The organism is Streptomyces sp. ISL-96, assembly GCF_018614035.1.
Lineage (GTDB): Bacteria > Actinomycetota > Actinomycetes > Streptomycetales > Streptomycetaceae > Streptomyces.
Window position 1 is genome coordinate 159,465 of sequence record NZ_JAGGPA010000002.1, and the last position, 15,575, is coordinate 175,039.

A 15,575-nucleotide genomic window follows, 5' to 3' on the forward strand; every position below is an offset into this window, starting at 1 on the left:
CCCCACGGATTCGGGGCGGGCGATGGCGTGTGCTCGGTGCCGTGGCGGCGTGAGGCCGACTACATGTTGTTCTCGGCGTCGATCAGCTGCTTGATCCTCCGGTCGACCGCCGCGGCCTGCGCACGGGCGCGGTTCGCCGCCTCGCGCTCGCCCAGCCGGTCAAGCTGCTTGGCCTTCTGCTTCAGATCGGCGGACTGCTTGCGCAGCTCTTCGATGTTGACGGTGATGGCGCCGCCGCGAGCGGCCATGGTCTGCTGGCCGGTGGTTGCGGCAGCGTGCGCCGGAAGAGCCGCGAAGAGAACGCCACCGGTCAGTGCGGCGGTCACGGCCATCGTGGAAATGCGTCGAAGCATGAGTGCTTCCCCCTGGTGCGGGTCGGTCATTACCTGTCGGTAACTATATATGAAGTGATCTTGTGGCCCGTTTCACCATTACCTCCGGAGTAATCGACGCTCTCCCGTGGGCGCGGCATCGTTGCGGTTACCGGGGCCCGGGCGGCGCACTCCGCCCGGACCCCGATATCCCTTCCCGTACGCACGACTCCGACGGAGGCTGATTCGCCATGTCCGCGACCATGCTCGCCAACCTTTCCAGGACCACCGACCCGCAGACGATGCTCCGCCGCTTCCTCGCGCTCGACGCCGTGGTCACCACCACCAACGGGCTCGTGTACGTCGCCGCCTCCGGCCCCGTCGGGCGGTTGCTCGGGGTCGGGTCCGGGCTGCTGCTCGAACTCGGTTTGCTGCTGGTGGTGTTCGGGGCCGGGGTCGGATATCTGGCCTCCCGGCGGGAGCCCGCCGCGTTGCCCGTCAAGGCCGTCATCGAGGTGAACCTGGCGTGGGCCGTGGCAAGTCTCGCCGCGCTCGTGCTGTGGTTCTCGCCGACGACGGCCGGGACGTTCTGGATCCCGATGCAGGCCGCGACCGTCGCCGGCTTCGCCGGGCTCCAGCACCTCGCGCTGCGCGCCCGGGGATGAGCGGGCCGGGGACTCAGGGGGCCAGTGACTGGAGGTACTTGACCGTCGCCGCGTCGGCCGGGAGGAACGTTTCGATGGCCAGCTCGGCGACCGTCACATCCATCGGGGTGTTGAAGGTCGAGATCGACGATATGAACGACAGCACCTGGCCGTCGTGCTCGACCTGGAGCGGCAGCGCGAAGTAGGGGTACGGCGGATCCGCCGGGCGCCGCGCGTCTGCCGCGTCCGGCTCCGGTACGGGATAGGCCGCCACCTCGTCGTACACCGCACGCAGAGCCGGCGACCTCGCCAGCGCGAGCTGGCGCTCCATCTGCTCCATGAGGTGCCCGCGCCACTCCCGCAGATTGCGGATCCGCGGGGCAAGGCCCTCCGGGTGGAGGGTGATCCGCATCGCGTTCAGCGGAGGCGTGAGGAGATGCTCGGGCAGTCCGTTGAGCAGCATCGTCATCCCGCGGTTCGCCGCGACCACGGTGTACGAACCGTCGACGACGACGGCGGGGTACGGCTCGTAGCCGACCAGCAGCCGCTCGATGCCCTCGCGCAGGGCGGCGAGCGAGGGGTCGTCGAGCGGGGTCTCGGTGTACTGAGGAGCGTAACCCGCCGCCAGCAGAAGGGCGTTGCGCTCCCGCACCGGTACGTCGAGGTGCTCGGCCAGGCGCAGCACCATCTCCTGGCTCGGGCGGGATCTGCCGGTCTCGATGAAGCTGATGTGCCGGGCGGACGAATCAGCGCGCAACGCCAGCTCCAGCTGGCTCAGCCGGCGCTGCTCACGCCAGCCGCGCAGCAGCGTACCCACACCCTTGTCGACTGCGACAGTTGTCATGGGACAAGACGGTAACCGACCGACGGTTACGCCAAACCGCCGATGCACCGCCGGTTCACCGCCGGAAGGTGGCAGGCTGATCAGCAACACCGCCTCTTGGATGGAGCTTCGCCATGGCCACTGAGCCGCTGTCGCAGAAGGAGATCGAGGACCGTCTCCGCGAACTCCCCGGCTGGTCGCTGGACGACAGCCGGATCGCCCGTACGTACCGCCTCGGCTCGCACTTCGCGGCCGCCGCGCTGGTCGTCCACGTGGCCGGGATCCAGGACGAGCTGGACCACCATTCCGACCTGACGCTCGGTTACAACAGTGTGGCGCTGACCGTGAACACACACAGCGCGGGAGGGGCCGTCACCGACCTCGACTTCGAGCTCGCGCGCCGGGTCGAGGACATCGCGCCGGCACACGGAGCGAGCTGAGCGCCGGCTGGGCCACGCACGCTGGACTACGACACCGAAGCGACCGTGTACGACGCCACGCGCGGCGGCGTCCCCATACCCGCCCCGCGCTACCGGCTGCCTGGCCTGCACAAGATCACTCGGGGGACGCCCGGCGGGTGAAATCCATGACCCAGTTGGTCAGCCACGTCTTCTCGCCGTCGGCGGAGAAGGCCTGCTCCCAGCGGGCCGTGGTGGCGCTGATGCCCGACCAGACGAAGCGGATCCGTATGTCCTTGCCGCCGCACGTGTCGTCGCCCACGAAGACGCCGCGCCCGTCCGCGCCGAACCGGCCGGTCACGGGCGGTTCCAGGCGGCCGGTGCGGCTGTTCACCCAGTTCAGCGTCCACTCCTCGCGCTCCTGGTCGTAGAGGCGGAGGGTGAGTCCGGAAAAGCCCCGGCTGGGAAAGGTGATCTCGTCCACCTGCGCGGCGCCGCCGAAGAGTGGCTGCACGCGCGTGCTGCCTTCGAATTCCGACCAGCCGCTGTCCGGGTCGAGGAAGTCCGTGAGGATGCGGTTGTGGACGTTCCACTCGCCGTTGAAGAAGTCGAAGTCGTTCACGAGCGGTCTCCTGTGGTGCCCTCGGGGAGGGAGTCGGCGATGTACGCGTCGAGATCGGGGACGGGCGGGGCGAGCATGTGGCGTACCCACGCGTCGCGTTCGTGCAAAATCGGCGGCAGCTCCCACACGCAGCCGATCCAGGGGGAAGCCGGCCTGATGAAGTGGGTGGGGTCCAGGTCGGGGCAGCCCAGGGCGGGCTGGCCGGCCGCCGCGCCGCCGAAGTGCAGGACGTTGTCCCACACCCAGCTGTACGCGTTGAGGTACGCCCCGCTGTCCCCGCCGCGGTGCAGGACGACGAACGTGGCCGGCGGTGTGCCGTCGGGCTCCGGCAGCAGGTCCGGGAGGATCGCGTACGCGGCCTTCTCGACCCGGGGATCGATTCCGGCGGGGTCTGCGGTGACGTGGTAGCGCTTGATGCGGCGGCCACCGATTTCGAGGGGTGGCGGCACTGTCAGGAGCTTCTCCGTAAAGGGCATGGCAGGAAGGTAGGACCGCTTCACTGACATCCACTGTCAGTGGAGTGCGCGAGACTTCCGGCATGCGTGCGAGCCGACTCGTCCAGATCCTGCTGCTGCTCCAGACCCGGGGCCGGATGACCGCTGCCCGGCTCGCCGAAGAGCTGGAGGTGTCGGTACGTACCGTCTACCGCGACGTCGAGGCGCTGCACGCCGCGGGAGTCCCCCTGTACGGCGACGCCGGACACGCCGGTGGCTACCAGCTCCTCGCGGGCTACCGCACCCGGCTCACCGGCCTCACCACCGGCGAGGCCGAGGCGCTGTTCCTCTCGGGCATCCCAGGTCCCGCCGCCGAACTCGGCCTCGGGTCCGTCCTTGCCGCCGCCCAGCTGAAGCTGCGGGCGGCGCTCCCCGCAGAGCTGCGCGGACACGTGGACCGGATGCAGGGCCGCTTCCACCTCGACGCGCCCGGGTGGTACGCCGAGGACGACCCCGTGCCGTATCTGGCGCAGGTCGCGGACGCCGTGTGGAACGGCACGGTGCTCGCCGTGCGCTACCGAAGGTGGAAGGAGCCGACCGACGTCGACCGCCGCCTCGAACCGTACGGCCTGGTCCTGAAGGCGGGCCGCTGGTACGTCGTCGCGGGCGGCCCGGGTCCACGAACGTACCGGATCGACCAAATCCTCCAACTCCACGTCCTGGACGAGGAGTTCGAGCACGAACTGCCCGAGGATTTCGACCTGGCCGAGTACTGGCGGCAGTACCAGGTGGATTTCCGGGCCCGGCTGCACCGCGCCGAAGCGGTCGTACGGATCTCGCCGAGCGGGGTCGGCCGGCTCACCGGAGCCGCCGCCGCGGCCGTGGCCGCCACCGGAAGACCGGAACCGGCCGGTGACTGGATACGGGCCGTACTGCCCATCGAGACCACCGACCACGCGCACGCGCAGTTCCTCGGACTCGGGGCGGAGATCGAGGTCCTGGAACCGGCCGAGCTGCGCGAGCGCCTGCGGCAGACGGCGCGCGAGCTCGGCGCCCTTTACGCCGCTGGGGCGCCCTGAGCGCGGCATTCAGACCCGCGGGAGTACCGGAGCGGCGGGGTGGGTTTGCCGGACCGGCAACAAGGTTTGCCGCCGGAACGGTCTGGCCTGAAGGTGGAGGCATGACTGACAGCCACAGGCACACCCACAGCCACCATCACGGCAGCCACCATTCCACCGACTTCGACTGGGACGCGCTCGGCACCCACCTGGAGCACGAGGCCGAGGTGAACCGTCCCGTGTACGAGCAGGCCGCGGCCTGGATCGCCGAGCGCGTCCGGGCGCCGCAGGGCGTACGCCGCGTCCTGGACATCGGCAGCGGCCCCGGACTCATCACCTGCATGCTCGCCGAGGCATTCCCGGACGCGGAGATCGTGGCCGTCGACGGTACGCCGGCGCTCCTTGAGCGTGCCCGGGCGCGGGCGGAGCGCTCCGGCCTGGGGGAGAGGGTACGTACTCTCGTCGCCGAAGTGCCCGACGAGCTCGGCTCCTTGGGCGAGGCCGACCTGGTCTGGGCCGCCAACTCCCTGCACCACGTCGGCGACCAGCGCGCGGCCCTCACCGGCTTCGCCGGGCTGCTGCGCCCCGGCGGGACGGTGGCCCTGTTCGAGGGCGGCCTGGCCCCGCGCCACCTGCCCCGCGACTTCGGGATCGGCAGGCCGGGCCTGGAGGCGCGGCTGGAGGCCGCGCGGAGCGAGTGGTTCACCGAGATGCGGGAGGCGCTGCCCGGCGCGAAGCCCGAGGTGGAGGACTGGAGTGCGCTGCTGGCCGCCGCCGGGCTGACCCCGGGCGGCAGCCGCTCCTTCCTGCTCGACCTGCCGGCCCCGCTGCCGGCCGCGGCGCGTGAGCTGGTCGTCGAGACCTTCGCGCGGCAGCGCGAGGTCTCCGCCGATCGTCTCGCCGACGACGACGTGGCGACGCTGGAGCGGCTGCTGGACGCGCGGGACCCGGCCGGCCTGGCTCAGCGCCCCGACGTTTTCATGCTGCAGGCGCGCACGCTGCACATCGCGCACCGCCCCGCCTGAGCAGCCGGGCGGACCCTGCGGCCTACGGGTTGAACACCGGCTCCAACTGCCACCACTGGCCGGGTGAGTCGGTGTCCTCCCACTGCCGTACATTCGCGCCGTCGTCCATGCTGCCGTCCGCCACTTCGAGCAGCAGCCCGCTGACGTAACTGATCAGCGTGACCGTGCCCGGTGCGTCCAGGTGCTGTTCGACGATCCACTCCTGGGCGCCGAAGTTGTTGGCCTTCCACTGCTGGATGTTGGCGCCGTTCTCGGTGGAGGCCCCGGCCACGTCGAGCCGCTTGCCGCTGGCGGCGTTCACCAGGTGGTAGAGGCCGCCGCCGCTGTGCACCGCCGACACCTCCCACTGCTGCGCGGGTGCGCCGGTGTCCTTGCCCTGCTGGACGTTGGCGCCGCTGCCCTTGTGGCCGCCGTACACCTCGAGCAGCAGCCCGCTGCCGACATTGCGCAGCCGGTACGGGCCTTCCTGGATGGGCTGCGGCTGCTGGGCGACGCCCCCGCTCATGTTCCGTACTCCTTCAGGCAGTTGGGGCATTGAGGACGGCGGTCGCGAGTGGCGAAACGGCGCCAACCGGGCCGAACCGGTTGGCCCGTGCTGTGTCAGGTTGTCAGGCGCCGAAGTCGAAGGTCGCCGGGTCGGGGCCGAGGCGCCTGCCCTCGTCGAGCGCGGCGAACGCCGCCAGGTCGTCTGCGTCCAGCTCGAAGTCGAAGACGTCGAGGTTCTCCTCGATCCGGGACGGGGTCACGGACTTGGGGATCACGACATTGCCGGTCTGGAGGTGCCAGCGCAGCACCGCCTGAGCCGGGGTCTTCCCGTGCTTGCGGGCCACCGCGACCACCGTGGGGACCTCCAGCAGCCCCTTGCCCTGGCCGAGCGGCGACCAGGCCTCGGTCGCGATGCCGTGCTTGGCGTGGAAGGCGCGGGAGGCCTCCTGCTGAAGCTGCGGGTGGAGCTCGATCTGGTTGACCGCCGGGACGACCGAGGTCTCGCCGATCAGGCGCTCAAGGTGCTCGGGGAGGAAGTTGGAGACGCCGATCGCCTTGGCGCGTCCGTCCGCGTAGATCTTCTCGAAGGCCTTGTACGTGTCCACGTACGCGTCCTTGGACGGCAGCGGCCAGTGGATCAGGTACAGGTCGACGTAGTCGAGGCCGAGCTTCGCCAGCGAGTTGTCGAAGGCGCGCAGCGTGGAGTCGAAACCCTGTTCGGAATTCCAGAGCTTTGTCGTGATGAACAGCTCGTCGCGGGCGACACCGGAGGCGGCGATGGCCTTCCCGGTGCCGGTCTCGTTCTCGTAGATCGCGGCGGTGTCGATGGATCGGTACCCGGCCTGGATCGCGGTGCCGACGGCCTTCTCGGCCTCGTCGTCAGGCACTTGCCATACGCCGAAGCCGAGCTGGGGCATCTCGACGCCGTTGTTCAGAGTGAGGGTGGGGGCCTTGCTCACGAGCGATCGATCCTTACGTCGTCGGTTGGTACTCCCAGCGTCAACGATCAAGTGCCCCGGTGCATTCCCGCGACGGTCCCGAGATATGCGTCACGGACGGCGGGGTTCTGTCGCACCCGCGTGGCGCCGCCCTCGCGAGAAACCGAGCCGAGGGCGAGGACGACGGCCGCCGAGTGCCATATGGCGACGGTCAGTTGCTCCCCTTCCTTTCCCGACGATGCGGGCAGGGCGGTGTGGTGATCGGAGACGCCGTCGCCCTTCCCCTGGGCGGACGCGCCGCCCCCTTCCGGCCTCCCTGCGGGGAGGGCCGGGGCGTGCTCGGCCCTCCCCCTTGTCCCGCGTGGAGCGGGTGCTATCCCACGTTGCGGTGGAGGTCCCGCACGTCGGCGCCGGTGGAGGTGAGGGTGCCGTCGTGCTGCTCGTAGTGGGACAGGGCGAGGCCGAGCCCGAAGAACGTGGGCGCCCACTCGCCGACGAACAGCCCCCACCGGTCGGCGCGGGCAAGCCCGGTGCCGGGCTCCAACTTCAGTGACCCGGCCCATACGGCGACGGTGAGGCCGATGGAGGCGAGGGCGGCGGTGTAGGCGTGCTCGCTGCGCATGCCCATGTCGTGCAGCTTCTTGATGACCATGGCGTGCTCCGTTCAGTTCGTTGCGCTTTCACACGACCCCCCGGAACGTTCCGATCTACCGTTGCACAACAAATGCCAGGCCGCCGGTTGGGTGTTTACGCCGGTCGTCACCGGTACAGGGCGTCGACCTCCACCGCGTACGCCGCCTCGATCGCCCTGCGCTTGAGTTTGAGCGAGGGGGTCAGCAGCCCCTGCTCCTCGCTGAACTGGTGGGCCAGTATCCGGAACGTACGGATCGACTCGGCCTGGGAGACCAGCGTGTTCGCGGCCACGACCGCGCGCCGTACCTCCATCTCCAGATCGGGATCCCGCACCAGGTCGGCCGCGTTCAGCGGCGGTTTGTCGCGCATCTGGAGCCAGTGGTCCACGGCCTCCTGGTCGAGCGTGACGAGGGCCGCGATGTACGGCCTGTCGTTGCCGACGACGATGCACTGGGCCACCAGCGGATGCGACCGGATCCGTTCCTCCAGCCCGGTGGGCGACACGCTCTTGCCGCTCAACGTCACCAGGATCTCCTTCTTCCGCCCGGTGATCGTCAGATAGCCGTCCTCGTCCAGCGCCCCGATGTCACCCGTGGCCAGCCAGCCGTCGCGCAGTACGGCGTCTGTGGCCCTCGGATCGTTCAGATACCCGGAGAAGATCTGGCCGCCGTGCAGCCAGATCTCGCCGTCGTCCGCGATACGCACGGTCGTGCCGGGCAGCGGCAGCCCGACCGTGCCGAAGCGGGTGCGCTCGGGCGGGTTGGCGGTGGCGGCCGCCGTCGACTCGGTGAGCCCGTACCCCTCGAAGATCGTCACGCCCGCGCCCGCGAAGAACAGGCCGAGCCGCCGCGACATCGCGGAACCGCCGGACATCGCGTGCCGCACGCGCCCGCCCATGGCCTCGCGTACCTTCGCGTACACGGCCTTCTCGAAGAACTGGTGCTGGAGCCGCAGCGCGGGGGAGGGCCCGGGCCCGGTGCCGAACGCGCGGTGCTCCTGCGCCTCGGCGTACCGCACCGCCACCTCGACGGCCTTGTCGAACGCCCCGGCCTTTCCGGCCGCTTCCGCCTTGCGCCGGGCACCGCTGTAGACCTTCTCGAAGATGTACGGCACGGCCAGGATGAACGTGGGCCGGAAAGCGACCAGGTCCGGCATCAGCGCATGCGCCGCCAGCACCGGCTGGTGCCCGAGCTTGACCCGCCCCCGCACCGCCGCGACCTCGACCATCCGCCCGAAGACATGGGCGAGCGGCAGGAACAGCAGCGTCGCCGCCTCGTCGCCCGGCTTGGAGTGGAACACCGACTCCCAGCGGCCCAGGACGGTGTCGGACTCGTACATGAAATTGGCGTGCGTGATCACGCACCCCTTGGACCGCCCCGTGGTCCCCGACGTGTAGATCACCGTCGCCACGGAATCCGGCGTCACCGCCCGCCGGTGGCGGTGCACCACGTCGTCGTCGATGTGCGCCCCCGCCCGGATCAGCTCCGCCTCCGCCCCCTTGTCCAGCTGCCACAGGCGCTTGAGCATCGGCAGCCGGTCGATCACCGAGCCGACGGTCATCGCGTGGTCCTCGTGCTCGACCATGCAGGCGGTGACTCCGGCGTCGTGGAGGGTCCAGAAGACCTGATCGGAGGAGGCGGTGGGATAAATCGGCACGGGCTGGGCGCCGACGGTCCACAGTGCGAAGTCGAAAAGTGTCCACTCGTAGCGCGTACGCGACATGATCGCGACACGGTCGCCGAACCGCACACCGTGCGCCAGCAGCCCCTTGGCGATGGCCAGCACCTCGTCACGGAACCGGCCCGACGACACATCGCGCCAGCGGCCGTCCTCGCCCTTGCGCCCGAGCGCGACGCGGTGCGGATCCTCCTCCGCGTGATCGAAGACGACGTCCGCCAGACCGCCGACCTGAGGCGCCGTCGCCATGGGTGGGACAGTGAACTCGCGCAATGACCTGCTCCTTGTGGCGCTCCGCACAGCGCCGTGACGCTACCTCACGGTTTCTGCACGTGGGAGGGGAACGCGAAATCCGAACTACTGTGCATATGCACAGCTCAACAGGTGAAATACGGTCACACGGGGAAGGCGCGGGCCCTTTCCTGACCGTGGAGTAAGTAAGGCGCGCGGGAATCTCCACGGGATCTGTACGCCCGCTCCGCAAATCCCGACGGGCCTCGATTCCTTGATCCGGACACCACTGTCCGACCACGACGTGCTGTCCGGGGGCGTCATCGTCGGCTGACCGGTGGCCGGTGCAGGCGGTCGCCGCCGGCCAGGATCGCCGCCGCGAGCGCGTCCGCCGCGTCCTGGGCGGCGGCCCGCCTGCGGCCGTGCAGCAGGACGAAGTCCACGCCGCCGAGTTCCGGCAGGCCCGCCTTCGCCGGTACGGGGACCAGGCCCGGCGGGATCAGGCCCCGGGTGTGCGGCATGACGCCGAGGCCGGCGCGGGCCGCCGCGATCAGTCCGCTGAGGCTGCCGCTCGTACAGGCGATGCGCCACGGGCGGCCGTCCTCCTCCAGGACTTCGAGGGCGCGGGCCCGGGTGATGCCGGGCGGCGGGAAGACGATCAGCGGGACGGGGCGGTCGGGGTCCAGGCGCAGGGACGGTGCGCCGATCCACGTCAGCGTCGACTGCCAGACCAGCTCGCCGTGGGTGTCGCCGGGCCGCCGCTTGGCCAGCACGAGGTCGAGGCGGCCCGCTTCCAGCTGCTGGTGCAGGGTGCCGGAGAGCTCCACGGTCAGCTCCAGCTCGACCTCGGGATGGTCCCGGCGGAACGCCTCCAGAATCTCCGGGAGCCGGGTCAGTACGAAGTCCTCCGAGGCGCCGAAACGCAGCCGCCCGCGCAGGCGGGTCCCGGTGAAGAAGGCCGCGGCCCGCTCATGGGCGCGCAGGATCGTACGGGCGAAGCCGAGCATCGCCTCGCCGTCCTCGGTGAGTTCCACCCGGTGCGTGTCACGGGTGAAGAGCCGGCGCCCGGTCGCCTCCTCCAGCCGGCGTACGTGCTGGCTCACCGTGGACTGGCGCAGGCCGAGGCGCCGGGCGGCCTGGGTGAAGCTGAGGGTCTGGGCGACGGCCAGGAAGGTGCGGAGCTGGGTGGGCTCGTACATGGGGCGAGCGTACCCCCGTCATCGGGATTCATGATGGCAGTGAGAGCGGTATACGGGATTCCCGATCGCCCGGCGGAGGAGGAACATGGAGCGGGCACGTACTGCCCGAGAGCAAGCAAGTGGAGCCAATGAGCCGCCGCACGTCGCAGTCGCAGTCGCAGCCGCTGTTTCGGTTTCGGTTGCCGTCCTGGCTGCCGGTCGATCCGTACATCCTGATGCTGATCGGGACGGTCGTCCTCGCGACACTGCTGCCGGCGTCCGGCACAGCCGCCGAAGCCGTGGGCGGGGTCTCGACCGGTGCCGTCGCCCTGCTGTTCTTCCTGTACGGCGCGCGGCTCTCCACCCGTGAGGCGCTCGACGGCCTGCGCCACTGGCGGCTGCACCTCACGGTGCTCGCCTGTACGTTCGTGCTCTTCCCGCTGCTCGGTCTCGCGGCGAAGGGCCTGGTCCCGTACGTCCTCACGCCCGAGCTGTACGGCGGCCTCCTCTTCCTCTGCCTGGTCCCTTCCACCATCCAGTCCTCGATCGCCTTCACCTCCATCGCCCGCGGCAACGTGCCGGCGGCGATCTGCGCGGGCTCCTTCTCCAGCCTCGTCGGGATCCTCCTGACTCCGCTGCTCGCGGCGCTGCTGATCGGCGGGAGCGCGGGCGGCTTCTCCGCGGACTCGGTGCTGAAGATCGTCCTCCAGCTGCTGGTTCCGTTCGTGGCGGGCCAGCTGCTGCGCCGGTGGGTCGGCGGGTTCCTGGTGCGGCACAAGAAGGCACTGGGCTATGTCGACCGCGGCTCGATCCTGCTGGTCGTCTACACCGCGTTCAGCCACGGCGTGACCGAGGGCATCTGGCACCAGGTGAGCCCGGGCCGGCTCGGCGCGCTGGTGGGGGTGGAGGCGGTGCTGCTCGCGGCGATGCTGACGCTGAGCCGGTACGGGGCGAAGCGGCTCGGCTTCGGGCGCGCGGACCGGATCGCGATCCAGTTCGCGGGGTCGAAGAAGTCGCTGGCGGCGGGGCTGCCGATGGCGAGCGTGCTGTTCGGGGCGGAGGCGAGTCTGGCGGTGCTGCCGCTGATGTTGTTCCACCAGATGCAGCTGATGGTGTGCGCGGTGATCGCGAAACGGCGGTCGGGGGATGCGGATGCGGTGCGGTCGGCGCCTTCGGTGACGGTGCCGGGGTGAGGCCCTGCGGTCCTCAAACGCCGGACGGGCTGATGGTTGCCGCAACGTGGCACTATTCACCCCCTCCGGCGTTTGAGGAGCGGGGTCTGGGGCGGAGCCCCAGTTTCGGGAAGGGGCGGGTAGGGGACAGCGCCGCAGGCAAACCGCACCGCACCTGGCAGGATCGTCAAGTGACTTCCGAGATACGTCCCTTCGGCCCCCGCCCCTGCGCCCTCACCGTCTGCCGCGGCTGCTGCTGCGGCGACGCCCGCAAGAACCCCGGTACGGACCACGACGGCCAGCTGCTCCGCCTGCGCGACGCGGCCGCCGCTTCCGGCGGGCGGCTGATCGTGCGTACCAGCGACTGCCTCGGCCCGTGCGGACAGGCCAACGTCGTGGTCGTCCAGCCCTCCACCGAGGGCCGAAGGAGAGGCGGCCGCGCCGCCTGGATCGGCTGGGCACTGGACGACGACTGTACGGACGACATCCTGGCCTGGGTCGCGGCCGGCGGCCCCGGTATCGCGAAGCCCCCGGCCACGCTGACGCTGCAGTTCATCCCGCCCCCGGCGGAGGCCAGGCAGCGAGCCCGGCGCGGCAAGCGCTGACGGCGCCGCTGAGGCGGAGAGGCCCGGCCGGCGCAGGGGGCGCTCCCCGCCGGCCGGGCCCGTATCCCGTGTCGCGGGGCGCCGTCAGACCCCGGAGTGCAGGGCGATGCGCTCGTCGCCCGTGTACACGTTCATGTTGGGCCCGCGCAGGAAGCCGACCAGCGTCAGGCCCGTCTCGGCCGCCAGGTCCACGGCCAGCGAGGAAGGCGCCGAGACCGCCGCGAGGACCGGGATCCCGGCCATCACCGCCTTCTGGGCGAGTTCGAACGACGCCCGGCCGGAGACCAGCAGCACCGCACGGGACAGCGGAAGACGCCCGTCGCGCAGTGCCCGGCCCACCAGCTTGTCGACCGCGTTGTGCCGGCCGACGTCCTCCCGTACGTCGAGCAGTTCGCCCGCCTCCGAGAAGAGCGCGGCCGCGTGCAGCCCCCCGGTCCTGTCGAACACCTCCTGTGCCGCCCGCAGCCGGTCGGGCAGACCGGCAAGCAGCTCGGGCGTCAGCCGGACCGGGGGAGTGTCGGCGATCGGGAAGCGGGCGGTCGTGCGTACGGCATCGAGACTCGCCTTGCCGCACAGCCCGCACGACGACGTCGTATAGACGTTGCGCTCAAGGGTGATGTCGGGGACGGGCACACCGGGCGCGAGCTTCACGTCCACCACGTTGTACGTGTTCGCGCCGTCCGCCGTCGCCCCCGCGCAGTACACGATCGACTGCACGTCATCGGCGGCCGCCAGCACGCCCTCGCTCACCAGGAACCCCGCCGCCAGCGCGAAGTCGTCGCCCGGCGTGCGCATCGTGATGGCGAGCGGCTTGCCGTTCAGCCGGATTTCGAGGGGTTCCTCGGCGACCAGCGTGTCCGGCCGGGCGGTGACCACGCCGTCCCTGACGCGGATGACGCGGCGGCGCTCGGTGACCCGTCCCATGATGATCAGTCCCGACTTTGTACGTGCTGGTAGCCGAAGCGGCCCTTGATGCAGAGGTTGCCGTGGGTCACCGGGTTGTCGTGCGGCGAGGTGACCTTGACGATCTCATTGTCCTGCACGTGGAGCGTGAGGTTGCAGCCGACGCCGCAGTACGCGCACACCGTCGTCGTCTCCGTCTGGGACGGCTCGTCCCAGGTCCCGGCCGCCCGCATGTCGAACTCAGACTTGAAGCTGAGCGCGCCGGTCGGGCACACCTCGATGCAGTTCCCGCAGTACACGCACGCCGAATCCGTCAGCGGCGCGTCCTGCTCGACCGAGATGCGGGCGTCGAAGCCCCGGCCCGCGACGGCGATGGCGAAGGTGTTCTGCCACTGCTCGCCGCATGCGTCCACGCACTTGTAACAGAGGATGCATTTGTCGTAGTCGCGGACGTAGAGGTCGTTGTCGATCCTGGGCTGTTCGTTGACGCGGGCCGCGTCGGGGCCGAAGCGTTCGGGCTTCGCCTCGTACTCCTTGATCCACTCGGCGGCGCGCGGTGTCGTGGACAGGTCGGTGGACGAGGCGAGCAGCTCCAGCACGATCTTCCGGCTGTGCCGGGCGCGCTCGGTGTCCGTACGTACGATCATGTCGGGTTCGGCGCGGCGCGAGCAGGCCGGTGCGAGCGTACGGGCGCCTTCGACTTCGACGACGCAGACGCGGCACGCGTTCTTGGGGGTGAGGGTGTCGCCCTGGCAGAGGGTCGGGATGTCTTTGCCGGCGGTCCGGCAGGCGTCGAGGATGGTCGAGCCCTCGGGGACGCGGGTCGCGGCGCCGTCGAGGGTGAACTCGATGAGCCTGCGCGGCGGTTGAAGCGGGATCGCGGTCATTCGAAGGCTCCCAGGCGGTCGATGGCGGACTCGACGGCGTTCCACGCGGTCTGGCCGAGGCCGCAGATCGAGGCGTCCCGCATGGCCCCGCCGACCTCGCGGAGCAGCGCGATGTCGCCGGCGGCGGCAGCGCCCGTACGGTCCTTGATCCGGTGCAGGGCTTCCTCCTGGCGTACGGTCCCGACCCGGCAGGGCACGCACTGGCCGCACGACTCGTCGCGGAAGAACTCGGCGATGCGGAGGAGGATTGCGGGCAGTTCGACGCTGTCGTCGAGGACGAGGACGACTCCCGAGCCGAGGGTGGCGCCGGCGGCGCGCGTGCCTTCGAAGGTGAGAGGGATGTCGAGTTCGTCGGGGCGTACGAAGCCGCCGGCCGCTCCGCCGAGGAGGATGGCGCGGAGGTTGGGGGGTGGGCCTCCCGCGAGTTCGAGGAGGTCGCGGAGGCGGGCGCCGAAGGGGAGTTCGTAGATGCCGGGGCGTTCGATCTGTCCGGATACGCAGAAGAGTTTGGTGCCGGTGGACGATTGGGTGCCGGTACGGGCGTACGCGGCGGCCCCTTCGGTGAGGATCGGGAGGACGTTGACCAGCGTCTCGACGTTGTTGACGGCGGTCGGCTTCCCGAAGAGGCCCTTCTCGACCGGGAAGGGGGGCTTGCTGCGGGGTTCGCCGCGCTGCCCCTCGATCGAGTTGAAGATGGCGGTCTCCTCGCCGCAGATGTACGCGCCCGCGCCGCGCCGGATCTCGATGTCGAAGGCGTAGCCGTGGCCGAGGACGTCGGGGCCGAGGAGGCCGCGGTGCCTGGCCTGGCCGATGGCGTGGGCGAGGCGTTCGTACGCGCGGGGGTACTCGCCGCGGAGGTAGAGGTAGCCCTGGTGGGCTCCGGTGGCGTACCCGGCGATGGTCATGGCCTCGACGAGGGCGTACGGATCGCCCTCCATCAGGACGCGGTCCTTGAAGGTGCCGGGCTCGCTCTCGTCGGCGTTGCAGACGAGGTAGTGGGGGTGGTGGGGCTGCCGGGCGGTGGCGTCCCATTTCCGTCCGGTGGGGAAAGCGGCGCCGCCGCGGCCGACGAGGCCGGCGTCGAGCACCTCCCGGATGACGTCGGCGGGGCCGAGGGTGAAGGCGCGGCGCAGGGCGGTGTAACCACCGGCGGCGCGGTAGGCGTCGAGGCTGTACGGGTCGATGCTGCCGATCCGGCGCAGGAGTACGAGGTTCGGATCGCCGGCCTGCGGTACGGCGGCGGTGGCGTCGGGCTCCGGCGGTGCGTGCTCCGGCGCGGCGACGGCTTCGGCGAGGGCGTCTGCCGTGGCCGGGGCGATGACGGCGGCGGCGCGGGGGCGCGGGGCGGTAACCATGGGGCTCCGCCCCCTCGACCCCCGGTCCTCCGCAACCCCCGCCTGCAACAGCAGCGCCGCCGGGGCCCGTTCGCACAGGCCCAGGCACGGGCTCGGCTGCCACACCGCACCCCCCGCAGCCGAGCCCGCCGCCCCCACCCGCTCCTCCAGCCCCGCGCACACCGCCCCCGCCCCCCGTGCCGCGCAGGCCAGGTC

The 15,575-nt window shown here is 70.8% G+C and carries 18 protein-coding genes; 6 read left to right on the forward strand and 12 right to left on the reverse strand.

Annotated elements, in window-relative coordinates; genetic code table 11:
* Positions 1–59: 59 nt before the first annotated feature.
* On the reverse strand, positions 60–353 hold the full coding sequence (locus J7E96_RS02040) for a hypothetical protein (protein ID WP_215126742.1): 294 nt from the start codon (positions 351–353) through the stop codon (positions 60–62).
* A 209-nt stretch (positions 354–562) separates the two neighbouring features.
* Between J7E96_RS02040 and J7E96_RS02045 the strand changes: the two genes are divergently transcribed.
* Positions 563–976: a hypothetical protein gene (locus tag J7E96_RS02045; RefSeq protein ID WP_215126744.1), complete on the forward strand. Its 414-nt coding sequence runs from the start codon at positions 563–565 to the stop codon at positions 974–976.
* A 13-nt stretch (positions 977–989) separates the two neighbouring features.
* Here J7E96_RS02045 and J7E96_RS02050 read toward each other — a convergent pair whose 3' ends face one another.
* Positions 990–1,799, reverse strand: coding sequence for a helix-turn-helix domain-containing protein (locus tag J7E96_RS02050; RefSeq protein ID WP_215126746.1), 810 nt, complete (start codon positions 1,797–1,799; stop codon positions 990–992).
* A gap of 113 nt (positions 1,800–1,912) precedes the next feature.
* On the opposite strand from J7E96_RS02050, the gene J7E96_RS02055 reads away from it, so the two are divergent.
* Positions 1,913–2,218, forward strand: coding sequence for a 4a-hydroxytetrahydrobiopterin dehydratase (locus J7E96_RS02055; RefSeq protein ID WP_215126748.1), 306 nt, complete (start codon positions 1,913–1,915; stop codon positions 2,216–2,218).
* 115 nt (positions 2,219–2,333) lie between these two features.
* Here J7E96_RS02055 and J7E96_RS02060 read toward each other — a convergent pair whose 3' ends face one another.
* Positions 2,334–2,798 (reverse strand): DUF1579 family protein, encoded by a 465-nt coding sequence (locus J7E96_RS02060; protein WP_215126750.1) that lies wholly within the window; start codon positions 2,796–2,798, stop codon positions 2,334–2,336.
* A complete protein-coding gene (locus J7E96_RS02065; RefSeq protein ID WP_215126752.1) occupies positions 2,795–3,274 on the reverse strand; it encodes a hypothetical protein in 480 nt (159 codons plus the stop codon). Before J7E96_RS02065 ends, J7E96_RS02060 begins: the two co-directional genes overlap by 4 nt.
* 62 nt (positions 3,275–3,336) lie before the next feature.
* Here J7E96_RS02065 and J7E96_RS02070 point away from each other — a divergent pair, with 62 nt between their 5' ends.
* Both J7E96_RS02070 and J7E96_RS02075 read left to right on the forward strand, forming a co-directional pair.
* Positions 3,337–4,311: a YafY family protein gene (locus J7E96_RS02070; protein ID WP_215126754.1), complete on the forward strand. Its 975-nt coding sequence runs from the start codon at positions 3,337–3,339 to the stop codon at positions 4,309–4,311.
* A gap of 101 nt (positions 4,312–4,412) precedes the next feature.
* Positions 4,413–5,315: a trans-aconitate 2-methyltransferase gene (locus J7E96_RS02075; protein WP_215126757.1), complete on the forward strand. Its 903-nt coding sequence runs from the start codon at positions 4,413–4,415 to the stop codon at positions 5,313–5,315.
* Between the two features lie 22 nt (positions 5,316–5,337).
* On the opposite strand, the gene J7E96_RS02080 is transcribed toward J7E96_RS02075, so the two are convergent.
* The 5 genes from J7E96_RS02080 to J7E96_RS02100 form a co-directional block, all read right to left on the reverse strand.
* Positions 5,338–5,820, reverse strand: a complete 483-nt coding sequence (locus J7E96_RS02080) for an RICIN domain-containing protein (protein ID WP_215126759.1) — start codon at positions 5,818–5,820, stop codon at positions 5,338–5,340.
* Between the two features lie 103 nt (positions 5,821–5,923).
* The gene (locus tag J7E96_RS02085) at positions 5,924–6,760 is read right to left on the reverse strand and encodes an aldo/keto reductase (RefSeq protein WP_308295804.1); all 837 of its coding nucleotides are present in this window, start codon (positions 6,758–6,760) and stop codon (positions 5,924–5,926) included.
* 352 nt (positions 6,761–7,112) lie between these two features.
* Complete coding sequence (locus J7E96_RS02090; protein ID WP_215126762.1) at positions 7,113–7,391, reverse strand: hypothetical protein; 279 nt, start codon at positions 7,389–7,391, stop codon at positions 7,113–7,115.
* A 107-nt stretch (positions 7,392–7,498) separates the two neighbouring features.
* Complete coding sequence (locus tag J7E96_RS02095; RefSeq protein ID WP_215126764.1) at positions 7,499–9,298, reverse strand: long-chain fatty acid--CoA ligase; 1,800 nt, start codon at positions 9,296–9,298, stop codon at positions 7,499–7,501.
* A gap of 302 nt (positions 9,299–9,600) precedes the next feature.
* Complete coding sequence (locus tag J7E96_RS02100; RefSeq protein WP_215126766.1) at positions 9,601–10,479, reverse strand: LysR substrate-binding domain-containing protein; 879 nt, start codon at positions 10,477–10,479, stop codon at positions 9,601–9,603.
* A gap of 128 nt (positions 10,480–10,607) precedes the next feature.
* On the opposite strand from J7E96_RS02100, the gene J7E96_RS02105 reads away from it, so the two are divergent.
* Together J7E96_RS02105 and J7E96_RS02110 are read left to right on the forward strand one after the other, a co-directional pair.
* Complete coding sequence (locus J7E96_RS02105) at positions 10,608–11,651, forward strand: bile acid:sodium symporter family protein (RefSeq protein ID WP_215126768.1); 1,044 nt, start codon at positions 10,608–10,610, stop codon at positions 11,649–11,651.
* Positions 11,652–11,821: 170 nt separating this feature from the next.
* A complete protein-coding gene (locus J7E96_RS02110; RefSeq protein ID WP_215126770.1) occupies positions 11,822–12,235 on the forward strand; it encodes a (2Fe-2S) ferredoxin domain-containing protein in 414 nt (137 codons plus the stop codon).
* 84 nt (positions 12,236–12,319) lie between these two features.
* Here the strand turns inward: J7E96_RS02110 and fdhD are convergent, their stop codons facing one another.
* From fdhD to J7E96_RS02125, 3 genes are all read right to left on the reverse strand, one after another.
* Complete coding sequence (gene fdhD, locus J7E96_RS02115; protein WP_215126772.1) at positions 12,320–13,159, reverse strand: formate dehydrogenase accessory sulfurtransferase FdhD; 840 nt, start codon at positions 13,157–13,159, stop codon at positions 12,320–12,322.
* Positions 13,160–13,164: 5 nt separating this feature from the next.
* Positions 13,165–14,025 carry a 2Fe-2S iron-sulfur cluster-binding protein gene (locus J7E96_RS02120; RefSeq protein WP_215126774.1) on the reverse strand — a complete coding sequence of 287 codons (861 nt, stop codon included), beginning with the start codon at positions 14,023–14,025 and terminating at the stop codon, positions 13,165–13,167.
* On the reverse strand, positions 14,022–15,575 hold a 1,554-nt coding region (locus J7E96_RS02125), incomplete at its 5' end, for an NADH-ubiquinone oxidoreductase-F iron-sulfur binding region domain-containing protein (RefSeq protein WP_215126776.1). The genes J7E96_RS02120 and J7E96_RS02125, both read right to left, overlap by 4 nt.

Excerpts from the sequence above, each read along its gene's own strand:
- J7E96_RS02040 (WP_215126742.1), bottom strand. The coding sequence starts at position 353 with ATGCTTCGACGCATTTCCACGATGGCCGTGACCGCCGCACTGACCGGT.
- J7E96_RS02120 (WP_215126774.1), bottom strand. The coding sequence starts at position 14,025 with ATGACCGCGATCCCGCTTCAACCGCCGCGCAGGCTCATCGAGTTCACC.
- J7E96_RS02050 (WP_215126746.1), bottom strand. The coding sequence starts at position 1,799 with ATGACAACTGTCGCAGTCGACAAGGGTGTGGGTACGCTGCTGCGCGGC.
- J7E96_RS02045 (WP_215126744.1), top strand. The coding sequence starts at position 563 with ATGTCCGCGACCATGCTCGCCAACCTTTCCAGGACCACCGACCCGCAG.
- J7E96_RS02100 (WP_215126766.1), bottom strand. The coding sequence starts at position 10,479 with ATGTACGAGCCCACCCAGCTCCGCACCTTCCTGGCCGTCGCCCAGACC.
- J7E96_RS02055 (WP_215126748.1), top strand. The coding sequence starts at position 1,913 with ATGGCCACTGAGCCGCTGTCGCAGAAGGAGATCGAGGACCGTCTCCGC.
- J7E96_RS02095 (WP_215126764.1), bottom strand. The coding sequence starts at position 9,298 with ATGGCGACGGCGCCTCAGGTCGGCGGTCTGGCGGACGTCGTCTTCGAT.
- J7E96_RS02065 (WP_215126752.1), bottom strand. The coding sequence starts at position 3,274 with ATGCCCTTTACGGAGAAGCTCCTGACAGTGCCGCCACCCCTCGAAATC.
- J7E96_RS02105 (WP_215126768.1), top strand. The coding sequence starts at position 10,608 with ATGAGCCGCCGCACGTCGCAGTCGCAGTCGCAGCCGCTGTTTCGGTTT.
- J7E96_RS02075 (WP_215126757.1), top strand. The coding sequence starts at position 4,413 with ATGACTGACAGCCACAGGCACACCCACAGCCACCATCACGGCAGCCAC.
- fdhD (WP_215126772.1), bottom strand. The coding sequence starts at position 13,159 with ATGGGACGGGTCACCGAGCGCCGCCGCGTCATCCGCGTCAGGGACGGC.
- J7E96_RS02090 (WP_215126762.1), bottom strand. The coding sequence starts at position 7,391 with ATGGTCATCAAGAAGCTGCACGACATGGGCATGCGCAGCGAGCACGCC.
- J7E96_RS02070 (WP_215126754.1), top strand. The coding sequence starts at position 3,337 with ATGCGTGCGAGCCGACTCGTCCAGATCCTGCTGCTGCTCCAGACCCGG.
- J7E96_RS02080 (WP_215126759.1), bottom strand. The coding sequence starts at position 5,820 with ATGAGCGGGGGCGTCGCCCAGCAGCCGCAGCCCATCCAGGAAGGCCCG.